Origin of the sequence: Nonomuraea sp. KM88 (genome assembly GCF_052245635.1) — a bacterium.
Taxonomy (GTDB): Bacteria; Actinomycetota; Actinomycetes; order Streptosporangiales; family Streptosporangiaceae; genus Nonomuraea.
Genome location: NZ_JBQQCC010000004.1, coordinates 605724 through 624471, shown reverse-complemented (window position 1 = coordinate 624471; position 18748 = coordinate 605724). Strand labels below are relative to the sequence as shown.

23 protein-coding genes are annotated in these 18748 nt (G+C 70.9%); 9 read left to right on the top strand and 14 right to left on the bottom strand.

The genetic code is table 11. The annotated features are described in order from the left end of the window. Positions 1-16 precede the first annotated feature (16 nt). Complete coding sequence (locus tag ACTWPV_RS16355) at positions 17-748, top strand: hypothetical protein (protein ID WP_443152394.1); 732 nt, start codon at positions 17-19, stop codon at positions 746-748. After that, positions 745-1290, top strand: a complete 546-nt coding sequence (locus ACTWPV_RS16350; RefSeq protein WP_443152393.1) for a DUF6529 family protein — start codon at positions 745-747, stop codon at positions 1288-1290. Before ACTWPV_RS16355 ends, ACTWPV_RS16350 begins: the two co-directional genes overlap by 4 nt. Here ACTWPV_RS16350 and ACTWPV_RS16345 read toward each other — a convergent pair. Then, entirely contained in the window at positions 1280-2212 is a 933-nt protein-coding gene (locus ACTWPV_RS16345; protein WP_347646392.1) for an HpcH/HpaI aldolase/citrate lyase family protein, read from the bottom strand. The genes ACTWPV_RS16350 and ACTWPV_RS16345 overlap by 11 nt on opposite strands. A 50-nt stretch (positions 2213-2262) precedes the next feature. Between ACTWPV_RS16345 and ACTWPV_RS16340 the strand changes: the two genes are divergently transcribed. Beyond that, positions 2263-2631: a hypothetical protein gene (locus ACTWPV_RS16340; protein ID WP_347646391.1), complete on the top strand. Its 369-nt coding sequence runs from the start codon at positions 2263-2265 to the stop codon at positions 2629-2631. Here ACTWPV_RS16340 and ACTWPV_RS16335 read toward each other — a convergent pair. Then, positions 2615-3580: an EamA family transporter gene (locus ACTWPV_RS16335; RefSeq protein WP_443152392.1), complete on the bottom strand. Its 966-nt coding sequence runs from the start codon at positions 3578-3580 to the stop codon at positions 2615-2617. The genes ACTWPV_RS16340 and ACTWPV_RS16335 overlap by 17 nt on opposite strands. 96 nt (positions 3581-3676) lie before the next feature. Between ACTWPV_RS16335 and ACTWPV_RS16330 the strand changes: the two genes are divergently transcribed. Together ACTWPV_RS16330 and ACTWPV_RS16325 are read left to right on the top strand one after the other, a co-directional pair. After that, complete coding sequence (locus ACTWPV_RS16330; RefSeq protein WP_443152391.1) at positions 3677-4885, top strand: magnesium transporter MgtE N-terminal domain-containing protein; 1209 nt, start codon at positions 3677-3679, stop codon at positions 4883-4885. Next, positions 4875-5342 (top strand): DUF1003 domain-containing protein, encoded by a 468-nt coding sequence (locus tag ACTWPV_RS16325; RefSeq protein ID WP_347646389.1) that lies wholly within the window; start codon positions 4875-4877, stop codon positions 5340-5342. The genes ACTWPV_RS16330 and ACTWPV_RS16325 overlap by 11 nt, the downstream gene beginning before the upstream one ends. Here ACTWPV_RS16325 and ACTWPV_RS16320 read toward each other — a convergent pair. Next, complete coding sequence (locus ACTWPV_RS16320) at positions 5326-5787, bottom strand: MarR family winged helix-turn-helix transcriptional regulator (protein ID WP_347646388.1); 462 nt, start codon at positions 5785-5787, stop codon at positions 5326-5328. The genes ACTWPV_RS16325 and ACTWPV_RS16320 overlap by 17 nt on opposite strands. 160 nt (positions 5788-5947) lie before the next feature. Here ACTWPV_RS16320 and ACTWPV_RS16315 point away from each other — a divergent pair, with 160 nt between their 5' ends. Beyond that, positions 5948-7084, top strand: coding sequence for an Mrp/NBP35 family ATP-binding protein (locus ACTWPV_RS16315; protein WP_347646387.1), 1137 nt, complete (start codon positions 5948-5950; stop codon positions 7082-7084). Between the two features lie 33 nt (positions 7085-7117). Here ACTWPV_RS16315 and ACTWPV_RS16310 read toward each other — a convergent pair whose 3' ends face one another. From ACTWPV_RS16310 to sigE, 6 genes are all read right to left on the bottom strand, one after another. Next, positions 7118-7732 (bottom strand): NAD(P)-dependent oxidoreductase, encoded by a 615-nt coding sequence (locus ACTWPV_RS16310; RefSeq protein WP_443152390.1) that lies wholly within the window; start codon positions 7730-7732, stop codon positions 7118-7120. After that, positions 7729-8196 (bottom strand): MarR family winged helix-turn-helix transcriptional regulator, encoded by a 468-nt coding sequence (locus tag ACTWPV_RS16305; protein WP_347646385.1) that lies wholly within the window; start codon positions 8194-8196, stop codon positions 7729-7731. Before ACTWPV_RS16305 ends, ACTWPV_RS16310 begins: the two co-directional genes overlap by 4 nt. A 159-nt stretch (positions 8197-8355) precedes the next feature. Beyond that, positions 8356-8718, bottom strand: coding sequence for a sec-independent translocase (locus ACTWPV_RS16300; RefSeq protein WP_443152389.1), 363 nt, complete (start codon positions 8716-8718; stop codon positions 8356-8358). A 459-nt stretch (positions 8719-9177) separates the two neighbouring features. Then, complete coding sequence (locus ACTWPV_RS16295; RefSeq protein WP_443152388.1) at positions 9178-11010, bottom strand: trypsin-like peptidase domain-containing protein; 1833 nt, start codon at positions 11008-11010, stop codon at positions 9178-9180. Between the two features lie 167 nt (positions 11011-11177). Next, complete coding sequence (locus tag ACTWPV_RS16290; RefSeq protein ID WP_132597645.1) at positions 11178-11705, bottom strand: anti-sigma factor family protein; 528 nt, start codon at positions 11703-11705, stop codon at positions 11178-11180. 1 nt (position 11706) lies between these two features. Further along, a complete protein-coding gene (sigE, locus tag ACTWPV_RS16285; protein ID WP_347646382.1) occupies positions 11707-12339 on the bottom strand; it encodes an RNA polymerase sigma factor SigE in 633 nt (210 codons plus the stop codon). Positions 12340-12524: 185 nt separating this feature from the next. Between sigE and ACTWPV_RS16280 the strand changes: the two genes are divergently transcribed. After that, positions 12525-13163, top strand: a complete 639-nt coding sequence (locus ACTWPV_RS16280) for an O-methyltransferase (RefSeq protein WP_347646381.1) — start codon at positions 12525-12527, stop codon at positions 13161-13163. A gap of 6 nt (positions 13164-13169) precedes the next feature. Here the strand turns inward: ACTWPV_RS16280 and ACTWPV_RS16275 are convergent, their stop codons facing one another. Continuing rightward, positions 13170-14579: a leucyl aminopeptidase gene (locus ACTWPV_RS16275; RefSeq protein WP_443152387.1), complete on the bottom strand. Its 1410-nt coding sequence runs from the start codon at positions 14577-14579 to the stop codon at positions 13170-13172. Positions 14580-14662: 83 nt separating this feature from the next. Beyond that, positions 14663-14830 (bottom strand): DUF3117 domain-containing protein, encoded by a 168-nt coding sequence (locus ACTWPV_RS16270; RefSeq protein WP_020545024.1) that lies wholly within the window; start codon positions 14828-14830, stop codon positions 14663-14665. A gap of 181 nt (positions 14831-15011) precedes the next feature. On the opposite strand from ACTWPV_RS16270, the gene ACTWPV_RS16265 reads away from it, so the two are divergent. Next, positions 15012-15788, top strand: coding sequence for a PaaX family transcriptional regulator (locus ACTWPV_RS16265; protein WP_443152386.1), 777 nt, complete (start codon positions 15012-15014; stop codon positions 15786-15788). Next, complete coding sequence (locus tag ACTWPV_RS16260) at positions 15785-16561, top strand: enoyl-CoA hydratase-related protein (protein ID WP_443152385.1); 777 nt, start codon at positions 15785-15787, stop codon at positions 16559-16561. Before ACTWPV_RS16265 ends, ACTWPV_RS16260 begins: the two co-directional genes overlap by 4 nt. Before the next feature lie 103 nt (positions 16562-16664). On the opposite strand, the gene ACTWPV_RS16255 is transcribed toward ACTWPV_RS16260, so the two are convergent. From ACTWPV_RS16255 to ACTWPV_RS16245, 3 genes are read right to left on the bottom strand one after another with little or no spacing between them, the layout of a single operon-like run. Then, entirely contained in the window at positions 16665-17177 is a 513-nt protein-coding gene (locus ACTWPV_RS16255; RefSeq protein ID WP_443152453.1) for a DNA-3-methyladenine glycosylase I, read from the bottom strand. Positions 17178-17206: 29 nt separating this feature from the next. Next, entirely contained in the window at positions 17207-18097 is an 891-nt protein-coding gene (locus ACTWPV_RS16250; protein WP_443152384.1) for a hypothetical protein, read from the bottom strand. Positions 18098-18157: 60 nt separating this feature from the next. Beyond that, complete coding sequence (locus tag ACTWPV_RS16245) at positions 18158-18742, bottom strand: TIGR00730 family Rossman fold protein (protein ID WP_443152383.1); 585 nt, start codon at positions 18740-18742, stop codon at positions 18158-18160. Between the last annotated feature and the right edge of the window lie 6 nt (positions 18743-18748).

The window sequence follows — 18748 nt, the reverse complement described above, 5'->3', positions numbered from 1 at the left end:
AACCTGGGAGCAGTCCATGTCAAGGCTGGGACCTGTCATCACCCTCGCGGCAGGCGCGGTGCTCGCCGCGGGACTCGGTGTCGCCAGCATCAACGCGGCACCCGCGGCCGACAACACGGCCGCGCACACAGCCGCGGAGGCGCCCTCCGCAGAGGAGACCACCCCCGCGCAGGAGAACACCACGGAGTCGCCTCCCGCGGCGACGAACACCGCGCAGCCCTCCCCCTCACCCTCCCGCACCGAGCCCAAGAAGATCACCAGGGCCGACTACGGCGGGCGCGTCAAGGGCAACGGCGGCCTCATCGCCATCTCGATCAGGAACGGCAAGGCCATCGGCTACTTCTGCGACGGAAGGACCGAGGCCTGGTTCAAGGGCAAGGAGTCGGCGGGCGAGCTGTCGCTGACCGGCTTCGGCAGCGCCAAGGTCACGGCCGCGCTGGGAGGCGGCAAGGCCAGGGGCACGGTCGCCCTCGGCGGCGAGAAGTGGAGCTTCGTCGCGCCCACGGTCGTCAAGCCGTCGGGCCTCTACCGCGCCACCGCGATCGTCAGGGGCGCCAAGCTCAGGGCGGGCTGGATCGTCCTGAAGAACCCGCAGGGCGGCTTCACCCAGGTCGGCGCCGCCGTCCTCGGCGAGGAGCAGCTCGACATCCCGCGGCTGGACGGCGAGCGGCCCACCACCCCCCTCACCGTGGACGACACCACGGTCTACCCCAAGGACGTCGACGGCTTCATCGAGGAGATGTCATGACAGCCATCCACCAGCGGCCCTCCCGCAGCCTGACCCCGCTGCTGTGGCCGCTGATCGCCGGAGGGCTGGTCGTGGTCGCGCTCGGCGTCTTCGGGCGGGCCCACACGCCCACCGGGTTCGCGGTCGGCGTGGCCGGCTTCTCCGCCGCGCTGCCGATGAAGGTCTGGCTCACCACGGGCGCGTTCGTCCTGGCGATCGTGCAGGTGGTCTCGGCCCTGTCGATGTGGGGCAGGCTCGGCGTCACCGTCCCGCCCGGCGTGCACCGCTGGTCGGGCCGGATCGCCTTCCTGCTGACGATCCCCGTCGCCTTCCACTGCCTCTATGCCCTGGGCCTGCAGTACGACGTGCCCAGGGTGCTGGTGCACTCGCTGCTCGGCTGCTTCTTCTACGGGGTGTTCACCGCGAAGATGCTCGCCCTGCCCAAGCGCGGCGCGCCGGGCTGGACGCTGCCGGTGCTCGGCGGGGCGGCGTTCACGGTGCTCGTCGGGCTCTGGCTGACCTCGTCGTTCTGGTTCTTCACCGCCATCGGCTTCAAGGTGTGAAGGAGGTCGTACGGGTCAGCCCGGCGGCCCGCCCCTTGGCCGCCACGACGAGCGCCATCTTGCGGGAGGCCTCGTCGATCATCTCGTCGCCCAGCATGACCGCGCCGCGCTTCTCTACCGTGGTGTAGTAGTCGTACGCCTCCAAGATGAGCTCGGCGTGGTCATAGTCCTCCTGCGCCGGCGAGAACACCTCGTTGGCCGCGTCGACCTGGGAGGGATGCAGCACCCACTTGCCGTCGAACCCGAGCGCGGCCGCCCTGCGCGCCACCTTCACGAAGCCCTCGACGTCCTTGATCTGCAGGTAGGGGCCGTCGATCACCTGCAGGTCGTGCATCCTGGCCGCCATGAGCAGGCGCATGAGGATGTAGTGGTAGGCGTCGCCCTCGACGTAGCCGGGCGGCTGCTCGCCGACGACGAGCGTGCGCATGTTGATCGAGGCCATGAAGTCGGCCGGGCCGAAGACCAGCGTCTCCAGCCGCCGCGACGACCCCGCGATGGCGTCGACGTTGACCAGCCCGCGCGCGTTCTCGATCTGCGCCTCGATGCCGATGCGGCCCACCTCGTGGCCCATGGCCTTCTCGATCTGGGTGAGCAGCGTGTCGAGCCAGACGACCTCGGTGGAGTCCTGGACCTTGGGCAGCATCAGGCAGTCGACGAACTCCCCCGCGCCCTCGACGACCTCGATCACGTCGCGGTAGGTCCACTGGGTGGTGAGGTCGTTGACCCGGACCACCCGCGTCTTGCCCGACCAGTCGCCCTCGCGCAACGCGGTCACGATGTTCTTGCGCGCCTCCTCCTTGGCCTGGGGCGCGACGGAGTCCTCCAGGTCGAGGAAGACCTCGTCGACGGGCAGGGTCTGGGCCTTGTCGAGGAAACGGGGGTTGCTGCCTGGCACGGCGAGCACCGAACGACGGGAGCGCATGCGCACACGGTACTCGTCCGCGGCCCCGGCTCGGCCGTACAGTCGGAGCTGTGAGCGACAACACCTCTGCGATCCAAGAGGGCGCGAAGAAGTCGGGCATCCTCTGGCTCACCCTCGACCGCCCGCGGCTGGCCTGGCACTCCTGGCACGACGGCGCGATCTACGTGGTGACGGGCGGCGAGGAGCAGCAGTTGCCCGGTCTCGACCGGCTCGACCGGGTGCGTGTCACGCTGCGCAGCAAGGACAACGGAGCCAGGCTGGTGGAGTTCGACGCCGCGGTGTCGGTCGTCGACCAGGCCTCGGACGCCGACGCCGTGGCGGTGCTGGCGAAGGAGCGGCTCAACGCCCGCGACGGCGAGGGCCTCACCGAGCGCTGGGCCCGCGAGTGCACCGTCGTGCGCCTCACCCCGGAGCGGTGACCGCGGCCGGTTCCTCGATGACCTGGGGTTCGGGCGCCTCCGAGGGCTGGGCGGAGGCGGTGGCGGTCTGGGCGAGCAGCGCGCCCGAGAGCACGATCAGCCCTCCCACCATCTGGAACACGCCGAGCGTCTCCCCGACGAGCGCCCAGGCCACCACCGCGCCCGCGATGACCTCCAGGGACGCGACCGTGGCTCCCACGGCGGCCGACAGCCGCCGCACGGCGTACATGCTCAGGATGTACGCCATCGAGGTCGCGACGACCGCCATGCAGAGGTAGGCCCCGATCACCGGCAGCGTGACGGCGCCCTCCGGGGTGGCGGAGACCGTGAAGGCCTCCCAGGGGATGTTCCAGGGCTGCGAGACCGGGATCAGCAGGACGGCCGCGCCCAGCAGACCCCAGGCGATCAGGCCCAGCGGGTCGATGTCGTCGCCGAAGCCATCGCACATCAGGAAATATCCGGCGCAGCACGCCCCGGCCAGCAGGCCGAGCAGCAGGCCCAGCGCATCGATCCGCAGCCCCTGCCAGGCCTCGACCACGATCGCGAGGCCCACGACCGCCACGACCGCTCCGACGTACGCGGCCCGGGCGAGCCTGATCCTGCGCACGACCCGCACCCAGGCCACCACCATCACCGGCGCCATGAACTCCAGCAGCAGCGCGACGCCCACCGGCAGCCTGGTGATGGCCACGAAGTACAGTGACTGCACGCCCGCGACGCCCATGAGCGCGTAAAGGCCGAAGAACGGCAGTTTGGACCGGGCGATCCGCAGCGCGCTCGGCCTCACCACGGCGAGCACGGCCACCAGCAGCAGCCCCGCTCCCGCCATCCGCGTCCAGACGGCCTCCATCGGCGCCAGCCCGGCAGCGATGAGGTACTTGGCCATCGGCCCGGCGAACGCGAAACACCACGACCCCACGAACGCGAGCGCCAGCCCCGCATACCTCATCGCACACCATCCGAACCGTAATGACCGTTAAGCGGGTTTGATACTGACACGTCCGGCGTACGGGGCGCAACGGGATAGCCCTGTTAGCCTGGCCACGTGCAGATCTTCGTGGGCCGGCTGCAGGGCACCCCGGTCTTCGACCCCGCCGGCGACCAGATCGGCCGGGTGCGCGACGTCGTGGCGGGCCTGCGCCTCACCCGCCGGCCCAACGTGCACGGCCTGGTGGTCGAGGTGCAGCCGCGCCGCCGGGTCTTTCTGCCCATCACCCGCGTACGCCGCATCGAGGCCGGCGCCGTGGTCTTCACCGGCCGGCTCAACATGCGCAGGTTCGAGCAGCGGGCCACGGAGACACTGGTCATCGGCGAGATGCTCGACCTCACCGTGACCTGCGACGACCAGCCGATGACCGTCTACGACGTGGCCATGGAGGAGGTCAAGCCGTCCACGTGGGAGATCACCAAGGTCGCGCTCCACCGGGGCCGCCGGCGCGACCTGCGGATCGTCGACTGGACCGAGGTGACCGGGTTCGACACGCTGCAGAAGGACCAGGGGGCCGCCGGTCTGATCGCCGCGTTCGAGTCGCTGAGGGCCGCCGACATGGCCAGCGCGCTGCACGGGCTGCCGACCAAGCGCCGCGTCGAGATCGCCCGCGCGCTCAACGACGACCGGCTGGCCGACGTGCTGGAGGAGCTCCCGCCCGCCGACCAGATCGGCATCCTCGGCACGCTGGAGCCCGAGCGGGCCGCCATCGTGCTGGAGGAGATGGCGCCCGACGACGCCGCCGACCTGCTGCACGACCTGCCTCAGGAGCAGGCGGCCAGGCTGCTGGCGCTGATGGAGCCGGAAGAGGCCGCCCCGGTGCGGCGCCTGCTGACCTACCCCGTCGACAGCGCGGGCGGCGTGATGACCAGCGAGCCGGTGATCCTGCCGCCCACCTCCACGGTGGCCGAGGCCCTCGCCCACATCCGCCAGCAGGATCTGACGCCGGCCGTCGCGGCGCAGGTCTACGTCACCAGGCCGCCCACGGAGACGCCGACGGGCACCTACCTGGGCGTCTCGCACTTCCAGCGGCTGCTGCGCGAGCCGCCGTCCACGATTCTCGGCGGCGTGCTCGACCCCTCGATCGACCCCATCAAACCGGAGTTCACGCTGCGCGAGGTCACCTCCTACCTGGCCAACTACAACCTCGTGGCCGCCCCGGTCGTGGACGAGTTCGGCCGGCTCGTCGGCGCGGTGACCGTCGACGACGTGCTCGACCACCTTCTTCCCGAAGACTGGCGCGAAGGGGCCGACCATGACGTCTGAACGCCTCGACCAGCCCCGTGACCTGCGGCGGTCGTTGCGGCCGCACTATGACCCCGAGGCCTTCGGGCGGCTGTCGGAGCGGATCGCCCGTTTCCTGGGCACCGCCCGGTTCATCGTCTACATGACCGTCTTCGTGGCGACCTGGGTGACCTGGAACGTGGCCGCGCCCGATCACCTGAAGTTCGACCCCTACCCGTTCATCTTCCTCACGCTGATGTTGTCACTGCAGGCCAGCTATGCCGCGCCGCTGATCCTGCTGGCCCAGAACCGCCAGGACGACCGCGACCGCATCCAGTACGAGCAGGACCGCGAGACGGCCGAGCGCAACCAGGCGGAGATCGAATATCTGACCCGCGAGATCGCCGGGCTCCGCCTGGCCCTGAACGAGGTGGCCACCCGCGACTATCTGCGCTCCGAGCTCGGGCGCCTGCTGGAGGAGCTCAGGGAGCGCCGGTGATGTCGAGCTTGGCGAGCATCGACCGCACCTCGCCGATCTCGTCAGGGCCCAGCATGTCGAGGAACTGGGTCCTGATGCCGCGCAGGTAGGTCGGCGTCGCCTCGGCCAACCTGGCCTCCCCGCGCTCGGTCAGCACCGCGAACAGCCCGCGCGCGTCGTCGGCGCAGGCCTCCCTCGCCACCAGGCCGTCGCGCTGCAGCCGGTCGATGAGCCTGGTCAGCCCGCTGCGGGAGAGCAGCACGCGCTCGGCGAGATCGTTCATGCGCAACCGCCGCTCCGGCGCCTCGGCCAGCTGCATGAGCACGTCGTACGACGCCAGCGGCAGGTCGTGGGCGACCAGCAGCTCCGCCTCCAGGTGACGGGTGATGCGCACCTGGGCCCGCTGCAACATCCGCCAGACCGCCAGCTCGTCGGCGGTGAGGCCTTCGTGGCGCAGAAGAGTCACGGAGTAACCTTAAGACGTTGTTGCACGAACATCTAACAGCTCGGATTAACCCAGCGAGGCCGCCGGTTCATACGATGGAGGGGCATCCTCACTGGCGTCCAGCGCCTGTCACACATATACCGACAAAGGAGGGACGGCACTCCCTCGTGCCGAGACTTCGATGGCACTAACCCAGGAAACCGTGACGGCCGCTCTCGCCACCGTCATCGACCCCGAGATCCGCCGCCCGATCACGGACCTCGGCATGGTCAAGAGCATCGAGATCGCTTCCGGCGGCGCGGTGCGCGTCGGCGTCTACCTCACGGTGGCCGGCTGTCCGATGAAGGACACCATCCGCCGCGACGTGAAGAACGCCGTCGCCAAGCTCGACGGCGTGACAGACGTGCAGCTCGAGCTCGACGTGATGAGCACCGAGCAGCGCAAGGCCCTGCAGACCAAGCTGAGAGGCGACCGGGGCCCGGAGAAGGAGATCCCCTTCAACCAGCCCGGCTCGCTGACCCGCGTCTTCGCGGTGGCCAGCGGCAAGGGCGGGGTCGGCAAGTCGTCCGTCACCGTCAACCTGGCCGCCTCCATGGCCTCGAGCGGCCTCAAGGTCGGCATCGTCGACGCCGACATCTACGGCCACAGCGTGCCCCGCATGCTGGGTGCCGCCGAGAAGCCCACCAAGGTCGAAGACATGATCATGCCGCCGGTGGCCCACGACATCAAGGTCATCTCGGTCGGCATGTTCAAGCCGGAGGGCAACACGGCGGTGGTGTGGCGCGGGCCGATGCTCGACCGGGCCCTGCACCAGTTCCTCGCCGACGTCTACTGGGGCGACCTCGACGTGCTCCTGCTCGACCTGCCCCCGGGCACCGGCGACATCGCCATCTCGGTGGCGCAGCGGCTGCCGTCGGCGGAGATCCTGGTCGTGACGACGCCCCAGATGGCCGCCGCCGAGGTGGCCGAGCGCGCCGGCTCCATCGCCGCGCAGACGCACCAGCAGATCGCCGGCGTCATCGAGAACATGGCGTGGCTGCCGTGCCCCCACTGCGACGAGCGCATCGCGGTGTTCGGCGAGGGCGGCGGCCAGACGGTCGCCGACGCGCTGACCCGCACCCTCGGCGCCAGGGTGCCGCTGCTCGGCCAAGTGCCGATCGACCTGCGGCTGCGCGAGGGCGGCGACGAGGGCAAGCCCCTGGTCCTGACCGACCCCGACTCGCCGGCCGCCGCGGAGCTGCGCTCGATCGCCGGCGCCCTGAGCAAGCGCTCCTCGAGCCTCAAGGGCCTCCAGCTCGGCCTCGCGCCCCGCGGCTGACCCGCGACCCCGCCGCCCGGCCCGCGCCTGAGCTCACGAACCGCTGACGTTGAGCGCGGACCGGGCCGTCTGAGAGTCCTCGGCGAGGTCGAGGAGCATGGCGGCGGTGTCGGCTCGGCTGTGCGGGCGGGGCTTCGCCAACAGGCCGGTGCCGGTGGTGATGGCGCCGGTCGCGGGCCTGTCGACGAGCCGGTTCAGGCGGGCGATGGTCCAGTCGAGGTCGGCTGCGGAGACGATCCGCTCCATCCGGGACACGTCGGCGTACGGCGTGGCCAGGACGCGGCGCAGAATCCAGATCGGCACGCGGGGCCGCACGCCCACAATGGGATAGGCGCTGACGACGACCAGCCGGCGGACACCGGCGTCGGCCATGGCGGTGATGAGCACATGCGCCGACTCGGCCGCCAGGTGGGGGTCGCGACGGCCGCCACCGGGCAGCAGCGAGATCACCGCGTCGACGCCGGCAAGGGCCGCGCGCACCGTGTCGAGGTCGCGGCCGTCGTTGTGCACGATCTCCGCCGGCGCAGCGACCGCGTCCAGCGCGTCAGGCCGTCGGGTGAACGCGACGACGTGGTGACCGCGCCGCCGCGCCTCTGCCAGCAGGCACAGCCCGGTGCGGCTGGTCGCGCCCAGAACCACGATCTTCATGATGGCTTCTCCTGGTCGAGGTGGTGGAGCAGGGTCAGCAGCAGGCCATGCAGGGCGGCGGTGTCGTCACTGGATCTTCCGCCGAACGGAGCGAGCATGCGCTCGTCGAGCGCCACGACCTTCTGCCGGGCGGCCCCGACGAGCTCGGCGCCCGCGCCGGTGAGGATGAGCCGGACGGCCCTGGTGTCGTCGGGGTCGTCCTGACGCTCGATGAGCCCGGCCTGTTCCAGCGTGCGAGCGAGCTTGGAGACGTACATCGGTTCCAGGCCGGCGAAGTCGGCGAGCCGGCGCTGGGAAGGTGACGCCCCGTTACGGGACAGCTCGCACAGGGCCGCCAGCAGGCCGTACTGCGCGTTGGTCAGCCCCAAGGGGGCCAGCGCCCGGTCGAGCGCGGTCCTGCAGCGCAACGCCACCTGCCAGAGCAGCCATCCGGTCGAGGGCACCTGCTCCCGTTCGAGATCCACATCAAGTAGTAAACTCTATTACTATAACCGTGGCAACTATTTGCCCGGCACGGGTTGCCGCAATCACCGCTGGAAAGCACGCCGGCCACGGCCGGCGCAAGGGCGCGACCGTCGCCGCCGAGCAGGATCGCCCGGGGCGGCCGGCGTCACCCGGTGCCGTCAGGTGGCCTCGGAGTCATAAGGGGGGAGCTCGCCGTAGCCGAGCTCGTCCACCGGGTCGGGTGTGGCGGGGGCCGTGGTCGCCGGCTCCAACTCGCGCGGCTTGTTGTTCCAGTCGTCCTCGATGTCGTCGAGGAGATGCTTGCGGACGAACGTGCGCGGGTTGAGGTCGGCGGGGTCGAAGTTCGAGAACTCCGGGCCCAGCCCGGCACGCAGGTCGTCGCGCGCGTTGGTGGCCATGCGCCGCAGGTTTCGCAGCGTCCGGCCCGCCTGCGAGGCGGCCTGAGGCAGTTTGTCGGGGCCGAAGACGAGCAGCGCGATGACGATCAGCGCCGCGAATTCCCCCCACCCGAGTCCGAACACCGTGAGCTCCTACCGCAGTCCAACCTCTCCGAGGACAACCCCGGCCTATCCACAGACTAAGGGCTCTCCGGCGTAGGTCGGTCGCCGCCCCATGGTCATTTCTGCTGCGAATCCCGTGCCCAGCCGCCCGATCCGCTCCCGCGCGCAGCCGTCCGGTCCGCCACTTGCCCCCGCCACTTGCCCCCGGACCAACACCCGCGGCCCGGAACACCCGCACACCGCGCGAACAGCCGGGCCGCCACCCCGCACACGAACCACCGCGCGCGGACCGGGGTGCCTGGTCACCACGCGGACGGCCGAGCCCGGTTCGTTACGGCGGCACGGCGGGGAAGCCGGTGAGCGTCACCCTGGAAGGCCGGTCAGGCACGCCGGCGGGTGGAGCCAGGTCGGCTGTGCCGTGAAGGGAGGAGCGATCGGCTGCTGTGGCGGAGCAGCCGATCCACAGACGACGGAACGCGCTCAGGACGGGGTCGGGGCGGGCTGGTCGTCGGCCTCGACGGTCAGTGTGGCGCTCTGCTCCTGGCCCGCACGCTGGAACTTGATGTTGATCGTGGAGCCGGGCGCCTTGCTGCGGATGAGCGCGATCAGCTCGTTGCCGTCCTGCAGAGCGAGCCCGTCGATCTCCAGGATGATGTCGCCCGCCTTCAGCCCGGCCTTGCCGGCGGGCCCGTCGGCGTCGACCGGCTGCTGGCCGCCGACCGGCTCCGAGGCGATGCGTACGCCCTGGCCCTTGTAGTCGCGGTCGAGGAGGATGCCGATCTTGGGACGCTTGGCCTTGCCGGTGGCGATCAGCTCTTCCGCCACCCGCCGCGTCTGGTTGACGGGGATCGCGAAGCCCAGGCCGATGCTGCCGCTCTGGCTGTTCAGCGAGCGGCTGAGGGTGGCGATCGCCGAGTTGACCCCGACGACCTCGCCGCGGCCGTTGACGAGCGGCCCGCCGGAGTTGCCGGGGTTGATGGCGGCGTCGGTCTGGATCGCGCTGATGTAGGCGGGCTCCTCGGAGCTGGCGCCGGTGTCGTCGCCCGCGATGACCGGGCGGTTGAGCGAGCTGACGATGCCGGTCGTCACCGTGCCGGTCAGGCCCAGCGGGGAGCCGACGGCGATCACGGGGTCGCCGACCACGACCTGGTCGGAGTTGCCGAGGGTGATCTCGGGCGTGCCGAACGTGTCCTCGGGCTTGATCACGGCGAGGTCGGAGCCGGGGTCGCGGCCGACGATGCGGGCCGAGGTGGTCTTGCGGTTGTTGAACATGACCCTGATCTCTCCGCCCTTGGCGGCCGGGGAGACCACGTGGTTGTTGGTCACCACGTAACCGTTCTTGATCACGAAGCCGGATCCCGAGGCGCCTTCGGTGGCCATGCCGTTGCCGGCCTCGATGGAGACCACGCTCGGCAGCACCCGGGCGGCCACGCCCGCCACCGAGTCGGGGGCCCGGTTGGTGGCGCCGGTCGGCACCGGGCCCAGGCTGTAGCCGGGGTCGTTGTCGCTGGTCGGCTTGGTGAGCAGGTAGGTGCCCACGCTGCCGAGCAGGGAGGCCACCAGGGCGATGACGACGGCGGTCGAGATGAGAAAGCCGGTGCTCGGGATGCGGCGCGGCCTGCTCCCGTGGCTGTGCGCGCCCGAGGGCGGCGGCGCCCAGCCCGCGCCCATGCCGAGTGCCTGGCGCGGAGGCGGCGGTGGCGCGCCTCCGTAGGAGGGCGGGCCGCCGAAGAGCGGGGCTTCGTACGCCCGCGTGCCGCCGTCAGGGCGGCCGAACGCGAGATTCTCCTGCGTGCCGCCATCGGGACGGCCATAGCCACCCTCGCCGCCGTCAGGCCGGCCATAGCCGCCCTCACCGCCGTCAGGGCGGCCGAACGCGGGATTTTCCCGCGTTCCGCTTTCCGCGAGCCCGAAGAACGGCCCGTCCTGGGAGCGTGAGTCCCGATCGGACGGCGGGCCGCCGTAGGGGCGCGCGCCCGGCTCGGACGGCAGGCCGTCATGGGAGCGGGCACCAGGGTCGGGCGGGCCGAACGAGGGTGCACCGGGCCGCGGCCCGCTCTGGCCGGAAGTGTCCGGCGCGACCCCGCCGTCGGTGGGCGAGCCGCCGGATGGGCGGCTGTCGTACGGTGGCGTGCCGGGACGCTCGGAACGGCCGGACGGGTCGCCCCAGGAGGTGCCGAAAGAGGCGGGCGGCTCGGGCCGCTTGCCTTCGTGCTCGGGCGTGTCCTCCGCGGGCAGGAAGTCCGGCCGCCCCTGTGGCTCGGGGTAGTCCGACGTCGTGCGTCCTTCGTTGGGGCGCGTCTCGTCGGTCATCTAAGTCTCACCACTCCTTGGCTCGGCCACCGCAATCCTCGCTCTTGCGGCATACGAGGGTCATAAAGCATTTGTCAGGAATCGCTTGTGACAAATCCCGAACCCAGATCGTATGCCCCACGCGTCGTTGACTACGCCACCCCAAGTATCCCAGGCATGGTGCGATCTCAAGGTGTGGCGGTGGGGGGAGCACTCGTCGGCGAGTTGCGATCGGGCTGCTGGAAGAGCTCGACCGGAGGCGCGGGGTTGCTCTGGCCCACGCCGGTGGCTGCGAAGAACGTGCCGAGCGCGACGGCCGCGGAGACCACCCCGACCGCCACGTAGGTCGTGCGCCGCCTACCCCCGCGCCCAGGGCCCGTGGCCCCACCAGCGGCGTCCCGGCGCGGGCGGTTGTCGAGCGGCGCGATGCTGTGCGGCCCAGGGATCGGCACCCCGCCGAAGGTGCGAGTGGGGAAAGGGCGCTCCCTCGGGGGCAGCGGCCCTCCCGGCTCCGCCATCCGGAGCAGGGACATCGTCAGGTCGGCCGGCATCGCGGGATCGTCGAGCGAGCGCAGGCGCGACTTCAGCGCCCGCATCGACTCGACCTCTCGCCGACAGTCAGCGCAGAAGGTCAGATGGGCAAGCGCGCGCTCGCGTTCGGTGTGGTTGAGCTCCCCGTCGACAAGCGCGGATACGCGTTCTCCAAGATGAGCCATATCAGTTTTCCTCCCCACGGGTCACGGTCGGGGGGAGTTGAGAATTACGGGGGGCTCGGTGGTCGAGCGCCTCCCGCAACTGCGCCCGGCCACGGTGAATCCGGCTTCGGACCGTGCCCAGCTTGACGCCGAGCGTGGCCGCGATCTCTTCGTAGGACAGGCCCTCGATGTCGCAGAGCACGATCGCGGCCCGGAACTCCGGGGCGAGCGCGTCGAGGGCGGCCTGGATGTCGGGCTCCAGATGGGCGTCGTCGAGCGCCTGGGCAGGAGACGGCTCACGACCGCGCAGCCTCTCGGCGGCGTCGTCGGCCAGCCCCTCGAACCTGATGCGCTGCTTGCGCCGCGCCATGTCGAGGAACAGGTTGGTCGTGATCCGGTGCAGCCATCCCTCGAAGGTGCCGGGGGTGTAGCTCGACAACGACCTGAAGACCCGGACGAAGACCTCCTGGGTCAGGTCTTCCGCGTCGTGGACATTGCCGGTCAGCCGGTACGCCAGCCGATACACCCGTGCGGAGTGGGTCCGCACCACTTCCTCCCATGTGGGAGGAGTCCAGTCAGACGACACCGGAGTATCTGTCTGGTGGTCGCTTTCGTCCACCAGAACTCCTCTCTCTGGGACCACCGCTACCGCCATAGTGCCTGGTTTCGTCCCTTCGTGCGCACTGCCTGCCTTCCGGACCGGCAAAGCCCGTTTAAACCTGCAACGCCTCAGGTCCCTCCTGAGTTCCCGTCCCGGCGTGTCTCCCATAGGCTGCGATCGACACCAATCACGTGTATGACCTTTTGCGACAATCGCACGAAAGTGGGGGGAGGCGGCCGATGACCACTCCGGTGGAGGCCACTCTGGCCTATGCGGAGCAGTTCCATCATGAGGATGAGATCGTGCACGCTGCGCGGCAGCGCGGGCTCGAGATGGGGGCCACGCCCATCCTTCCCGGTGGCGGGGCGGCTCTGTGCTTCCTGGCCACCGCGGTCAACGCCAAGTCCGTCGTCGAGATCGGCACGGGCTGCGGCGTCTCCGGTCTGTGGCTGCTGCGCGGCATGCGCACCGACGGCACGCTGACGAGTGTCGACGTCGAGCCCGAGCACCAGCGGCTGGCCCGGCAGGCGTTCGCCGAGGCGGGCTTCTCGGGCGGGCGGGTGCGGCTCATCTCGGGCCGGGCGCTCGACGTGCTGCCACGGCTGTCGGACGGCGGCTACGACATGGTGTTCGCCGACGGCGCCAAGCACGAATACGCCGACTACCTCTCCGAGGCGGTCCGGCTGCTGCGCGTGGGCGGCATCGTGGCCTTCGACAACATGTTGTGGCACAACCGGGTGGCCGACCCGGCGCAGCGTGACCCCGAGACCGTGACGCTGCGCGAGGTGGGCAAGCTGGTGCAGTCGGACGACCGGCTCCGCTCGGTGCTGATGCCGCTGGGCGACGGCCTGCTCGCCGCCATCAAGATCGCCGACTGACGCCCGTCAGGTGCGCGTGAGCCACTCCAGGAGCACGCGCACGCCGAAGCCCGTGGCGCCCTTGCTCAGGGTGCCCTCGTCGACCGTGCTGCGCCCGACGCCGGCGATGTCGAGGTGCGCCCACGGCCGCTGCCCCGCGAACTCCCGCAGGAACAACGCCGCCGTGATCGACCCCGCACCGAACCTCGACCCCGACTCGACGTTGCTGAGATCGGCGATCGGCGACTTCAGCGCGGGCACGTAGTCCTCGATCAGCGGCATCCGCCAGAGCCGGTCGTCCGCGGTCTGGCCGGCGTCGACGAGCTGCTTGGCCAGCGCGTCGTCGGTGGAGTAGACGGCGCCCATGTTGCGCCCGAGCGCGACGGTGATCGCCCCGGTGAGCGTGGCGACGTCGACCACCGCGTCGGGGTCGAGGACGGCGTCGGCGTAGGCGAGCGCGTCGGCCAGCACCAGGCGCCCCTCGGCATCGGTGTTGAGCACCTCGACGGTGCGGCCGCCGTAGTGCTTGATGACATCGCTGGGCCGCTGCGCCGTGCCGGACGGCATGTTCTCGGCGGCCGCGACCAGCCCGGTGACCCGCACCGGCGCGCCCAGCCTGGCCAGCGCGCCGAGCACGGCGATCACGGTCGCGCCGCCAGCCATGTCGGTCTTCTGGGTCTTCATGTTGTCCGTCGGCTTCAGCGACAACCCGCCGGAGTCGAACGTGATGCCCTTGCCCACCAGCACCACGTGCCGGTCGGCCGGCCGCTCGGGCGTGTAGGAGAGCTGGATGAGCCGGGGCGGGCTGGCCGAGCCGCGGCCCACGGCGAGAATGCCGCCGAAGCCTTCGGCCTGGAGGCGCTCTTCGTCCCACACCTTGACCGGCAGGCCGCTCTCGGCGGCCCGCTCGGCGAGCCAGGCGGGGTTCTTCACCGAGGACGGCGTGTTGGCCAGGTCGCGGGCGAGCGCCACCGCCTGGGCGACCACCTGCGCGCGGCGCACCTGGGCCTCGTCGGCCCCCGCGAACGCGAGCGTCCGCACCGCCGGCTTGCCCACCTTGCCGATCTTGTACGAGTACGCCGCCAGCAGCGCCGCCTCGGCGAAGGCCGCCACGTCGCCGCCGGGCGGCACCACGGTCAGCGTGTCCTTGCCCTTGACCCTGCGCGTGAGCGCCGCACCGGCCCGGCGCAGCGCGCGCGGGGAGCCGTCGCCGACGCCGTAGAGCAGCACGCGGCGCACACCGCCACCCCGTGCCACCGGGACCTCGACGACCTCTCCAGCCTCCCCCTTGGCCTCGTAGTGTGCCAGCAGGTCGGACACGGGCAGGTGCAGCTCGACCGCGTACGCTGGGGTGAGGTCAGAGGTGTAGGGGACGGCCAGCAGCTCGGGATCGTCGGAAACCTCGGCGACCACCGACGCAGTGGTCTCTATGGGCACGGAATCTCTCCTCGAACGTCAGCGACCCTGGCGCCGGATTATCGCCAGGGTCGTAGAACCAAAAAGGTGTCTCTCGGGAGCGCTCAGCCGACGACGTTCTTCAACGCCTCGCCGAGCGCCTTGGCCTCGTCGGCGGAAATCTCCACGACGAGCCGGCCGCCACCTTCCAGGGGGACCCGCATGACAATGCCGCGCCCTTCCTTGGTGACCTCGAGCGGACCATCGCCGGTCCGCGGCTTCATCGCCGCCATGCGTGTTTCCCTTCCTGCCTTGGGCTCCCGCGGCCCGCGATTTCCGACCGCCCATCGGGGGTGGTCGGCGCATTCACGTCTTCTGTGATGTCCTATTCTCCCGCATCGAGAGCGCTCATGGGTAACGATCTCCTCCCAGAATGCGTTGTCGAGGTCGGCGATCGCGTCCAAACTGGACTTCGTGCACGCTCGCGCCGCTCTGTTCGACCTCTATGGAGACCACCTTCGCTCGCGCGGTGGGCAAGCCACCGTGGCCGCTCTCGTCCGGCTCATGAAACCCCTGGAGATCGCCGCTCCCGCCGTGCGTACGGCGGTTTCGCGCATGGTCCGGCAGGGCTGGCTGCAACCGGTCAGGCTCCCTCAGGGCCCCGGCTACGGGCTGACGCCGAAGTGCGTCAGGCGCCTGGATGAGGCGGCGCTGAGAATTTACCGAGCCGGAACGCTGATCTGGCACGGCAGGTGGCATCTGATCGTCTTCGGACCCGTCAAGGACCGCCCTCGCAGGGAGCGGCTCCGCGCCGATCTGACGTTCCTCGGTTACGCCGCGCTGTCGGAGACGGCCTGGATCGGCCCGCGCTCGTCGATCGAGCTGGACAACCTGCTCGAGAGCGAGGGCGTGCGGGCGGACAGGTTCGACTCGGCGCTGGAGGGCGACCCCCGGGAGCTCGTCGCCAGGGCGTGGGATCTGGCCGCCATCGGCGAGGCGTACGAGCATTGGCTGGCCGAGGCTGACACGCTGATCAGCGGGCTCCCGGATGGGGCACCGGCCGACCAGGTGTTCGCCACCAGGAGCAGGCTCGTGCACGGCTGGCGCAACTTCCTGTTCCGCGACCCGGGGCTGCCGCCCGAGCTGCTGCCCGCCGGATGGCCGGGCGAGAAGGCCAGGGTCTATTTCGAGCAGGAAGCCACCCGGCTGCTGCCCGCAGCAGCCGCGTTCGTCGACAGGGAGTTGCTTTGATCCGCTATGACGTGGCCGACGCCGTCGCCACCATCACCCTCGACCGTCCCGACGCGATGAACTCGCTGACCACCGAGACCAAGCAGGCCCTCCTCGACGCGCTGCGCCGGGCGGCGGCCGACCCCGCGGTCAGGGCCGTCCTGCTCACCGGCTCGGGGCGGGCCTTCTGCGCGGGCCAGGACCTGCACGAGCACGCCGGCAACCTGGAGGCGGGCCGCGGCCTGGGCAACACCGTGCGCGAGCACTACAACCCGATCGTGGAGCTCATCACCACCATGGGCAAGCCGGTGGTGGCCGCCGTCAACGGCGTCGCGGCGGGCGCTGGCGCGTCCCTGGCCTTCGCCTGCGACCTGCGGGTGGCGTCCGACAGGGCCAAGTTCGCGCTGGCGTTCGCGGGCATCGGGCTGGCGCCCGACTCGGGCGCGTCGTGGACGCTGCAGCGGCTGATCGGCCAGGGCAGGGCCGCCGAGCTGATGTTGCTCGGCGAGCCTGTCGACGCGGCCCGCGCGCTGGAGCTGGGCCTGGTCACGCGCGTGGTCCCCCAGGACGACGTGCTGAAGACCGCGCGGGAGCTCGCCGGGTCGCTGGCCCAGGGCCCGACCGTGGCGTACGCCGCCACCAAGCGGGCGCTGGCGTACGCCGCGACGCACGCGCTGCCCGACTCGCTGGCGCTGGAGGCCGACCTCCAGGACGCGTGCGCCGCCTCACGCGACCACCAGAACGCCACCAGAGCCTTCCTCGCCAAGGAACGCCCCACGTTCGAGGGCGCCTGACGGGCACGACCGTTCGTTCCTACGCCGGCTGTTGGACACCGCCTGTCGGGCGCCGGCCGGGGCTGCCGCCGGAGAAACCGCCCGCGCACGCTCGCCGGCGCCGCTAGCGTGCCAGGCAGCCCGCGATGTGGTCGTTGACCAGGCCGATGGCCTGCATCAGCGCGTACGCCGTGGTCGGGCCGACAAAGGTGAAGCCGTGCCTCTTCAGCTCCTTGGCCAGCGCCTTGGAGCCGGGGGTCGTGGCGGGCACGTCGGCCATCGTCCTCGGCACGGCCGCGTCGGGCTCGGCGAAGCGCCACACCAGGTCCGACAACCCCTCGGGCAGCTCGAGCGCGGCCCTGGCGTTGTTGATCGCGGCCTCGATCTTCGCCCGGTTGCGGACGATGCCAGGGTCGCCCAGCAGCCGTCGGGCGTCCTGCTCGGTGTACGCGGCGACCTTGACGATCGAGAAGCCGTCGAAGGCGGCGCGAAAGTTCTCCCTCTTACGCAAAATCGTCAGCCACGACAGGCCCGACTGGAACGCCTCCAGAGCCACCCGCTCGAAGACCGCGTCGTCACCCTTGACCGGGCGGCCCCACTCCTCATCGTGGTAGGCGAGGTACATCGGGTCGGACATGCCGGGCCACGTGCAGCGGATCGGCTCGGTCACGACCGATCGTCTCCCGTCGTGGAGCGCGCGGGCGTCTCCGCCTCTTCGCGCACCTCCCCGGCCACCGGCTCGCCACCCGTCTCCGGCTCACCGCGCGTCTCCGAGCCGGACTCCGGCTCGCCGTCCATCTTCGTGCCGCCCTTCGGCGCAGTGCCGGCCTCCGCGGCGGACGTCCCCGCGCCGCCCGTCTCCGTACCGGTCGTCCCCGTGCCGGTCGGCTCGGCGGGCTTGTCTTCCCGCTCACCGTCGGGGGGCACGTCCTGCGCACCTTCGCCGTCCTGCGGCGCGCCCTCCGGCTGGTCCGCACGCTCGCCACCGTCCGCGGCCCCGTTTCCGAAGCCGGGGCCGTCGCCTTCCCGGAGCTCGTGTCCGGCCGGTGAGGCGCCGTTGGAGGCCTGCTCGACGGCGGCATCCCGAGGCGAGACGCGCCACTGCGCGTACTGGCCCTCCGCGTCGTCGTCCCGGGGCCCTCCACCGGGCACCGGGTCGCCCGACTCGGGCAGCTCCCTGTAGGTGGCAGGGGCCTGCGGCGCGTGGTCCGTGCGCAGACCGGCACCCGGTGCGGCGTGGCTCTCCTGCCGCGCGTACAGCCGGCTCGACAGCAGCTCGGAGACGCGCTGCTCCAGCACCGCGATCCGGGTGTCACGGGCGCTGATCGCGCTGGCGGCCCTGCGCAGGGTCTCGTCGACGCTCTGCGTGTGGTAGCCGACCAGGTTGACCGGCAACTGCAGCGCCATGAAGTCGACCGCCGTGAGTTGCGCGGGCTCGGGAAGTTCGAGAGGCGGCACGTCCGGCGGGAACTCGGTCAGCTCACCGCCCCTGCCAAGGGAGACCAAGACCACGCATGCCAAGATGGCGATCGCGGCGATGGCGAGTACGACCAGCACATTGGCATCGTACTCATACGGCGGGGCTCGTTCAGCATCACCGCAAGCATCGCAATCCGGTCAGCCGGTCGCCTCGCCGAGTTCGGCGACGCTGGGCCGCACGGGCTGCGAACGGGCTTCGAGATGGGCGAACGCCTCGTCCACGGTGGAGGTCCAGGAGATCGCGTCGAAGACGTCGGCGCGGGTGAAGCCCTCGTCGTACATGGTGCTGACGAGGGTCCTGAGCGGCTCGTACAGGCCCCAGGGGTCGAGGATCACCAAGGGGCGGTCGTGGATGCCGAGCACCCGCGCGGTCCAGATCTCGAAGAGCTCCTCCAGCGTGCCGATGCCACCCGGCAGCACGAGGAAGGCGTCGGAGCGGGCGTCCATGACGCCCTTGCGCTCGCGCATGCCGTTGGTGACGATCAGCTCGTCGGAATCCTCGTCGGCCACCTCGATGTCCACCAGCACCTGCGGGATCACACCGACCGTGCGCCCGCCGGCGGCCCGGGTGGCCGAGGTGACCGCGCCCATGCAGGAGACGGTGGCACCGCCGCTCACCAGCGTGTGGCCGCGCTTGGCGAGCTCGGTGCCGACCTGCCGGGCCAGCTCGATGTATTTCGGGTCGATACGCAGACTGGAGGCACAGAAGACGCAGATGTTCACGAAGCG

Bases quoted from the DNA above. Each gene is read 5' to 3' on its own strand.
- ACTWPV_RS16280 (WP_347646381.1), top strand. From the start codon at position 12,525: ATGACCACTCCGGTGGAGGCCACTCTGGCCTATGCGGAGCAGTTCCAT.
- ACTWPV_RS16355 (WP_443152394.1), top strand. From the start codon at position 17: ATGTCAAGGCTGGGACCTGTCATCACCCTCGCGGCAGGCGCGGTGCTC.
- ACTWPV_RS16335 (WP_443152392.1), bottom strand. From the start codon at position 3,580: ATGAGGTATGCGGGGCTGGCGCTCGCGTTCGTGGGGTCGTGGTGTTTC.
- ACTWPV_RS16325 (WP_347646389.1), top strand. From the start codon at position 4,875: ATGACGTCTGAACGCCTCGACCAGCCCCGTGACCTGCGGCGGTCGTTG.
- ACTWPV_RS16295 (WP_443152388.1), bottom strand. From the start codon at position 11,010: ATGACCGACGAGACGCGCCCCAACGAAGGACGCACGACGTCGGACTAC.
- ACTWPV_RS16345 (WP_347646392.1), bottom strand. From the start codon at position 2,212: ATGCGCTCCCGTCGTTCGGTGCTCGCCGTGCCAGGCAGCAACCCCCGT.
- ACTWPV_RS16310 (WP_443152390.1), bottom strand. From the start codon at position 7,732: ATGAAGATCGTGGTTCTGGGCGCGACCAGCCGCACCGGGCTGTGCCTG.
- ACTWPV_RS16270 (WP_020545024.1), bottom strand. From the start codon at position 14,830: ATGGCGGCGATGAAGCCGCGGACCGGCGATGGTCCGCTCGAGGTCACC.
- sigE (WP_347646382.1), bottom strand. From the start codon at position 12,339: ATGGCGGTAGCGGTGGTCCCAGAGAGAGGAGTTCTGGTGGACGAAAGC.
- ACTWPV_RS16290 (WP_132597645.1), bottom strand. From the start codon at position 11,705: ATGGCTCATCTTGGAGAACGCGTATCCGCGCTTGTCGACGGGGAGCTC.
- ACTWPV_RS16350 (WP_443152393.1), top strand. From the start codon at position 745: ATGACAGCCATCCACCAGCGGCCCTCCCGCAGCCTGACCCCGCTGCTG.
- ACTWPV_RS16315 (WP_347646387.1), top strand. From the start codon at position 5,948: ATGGCACTAACCCAGGAAACCGTGACGGCCGCTCTCGCCACCGTCATC.
- ACTWPV_RS16255 (WP_443152453.1), bottom strand. From the start codon at position 17,177: ATGTCCGACCCGATGTACCTCGCCTACCACGATGAGGAGTGGGGCCGC.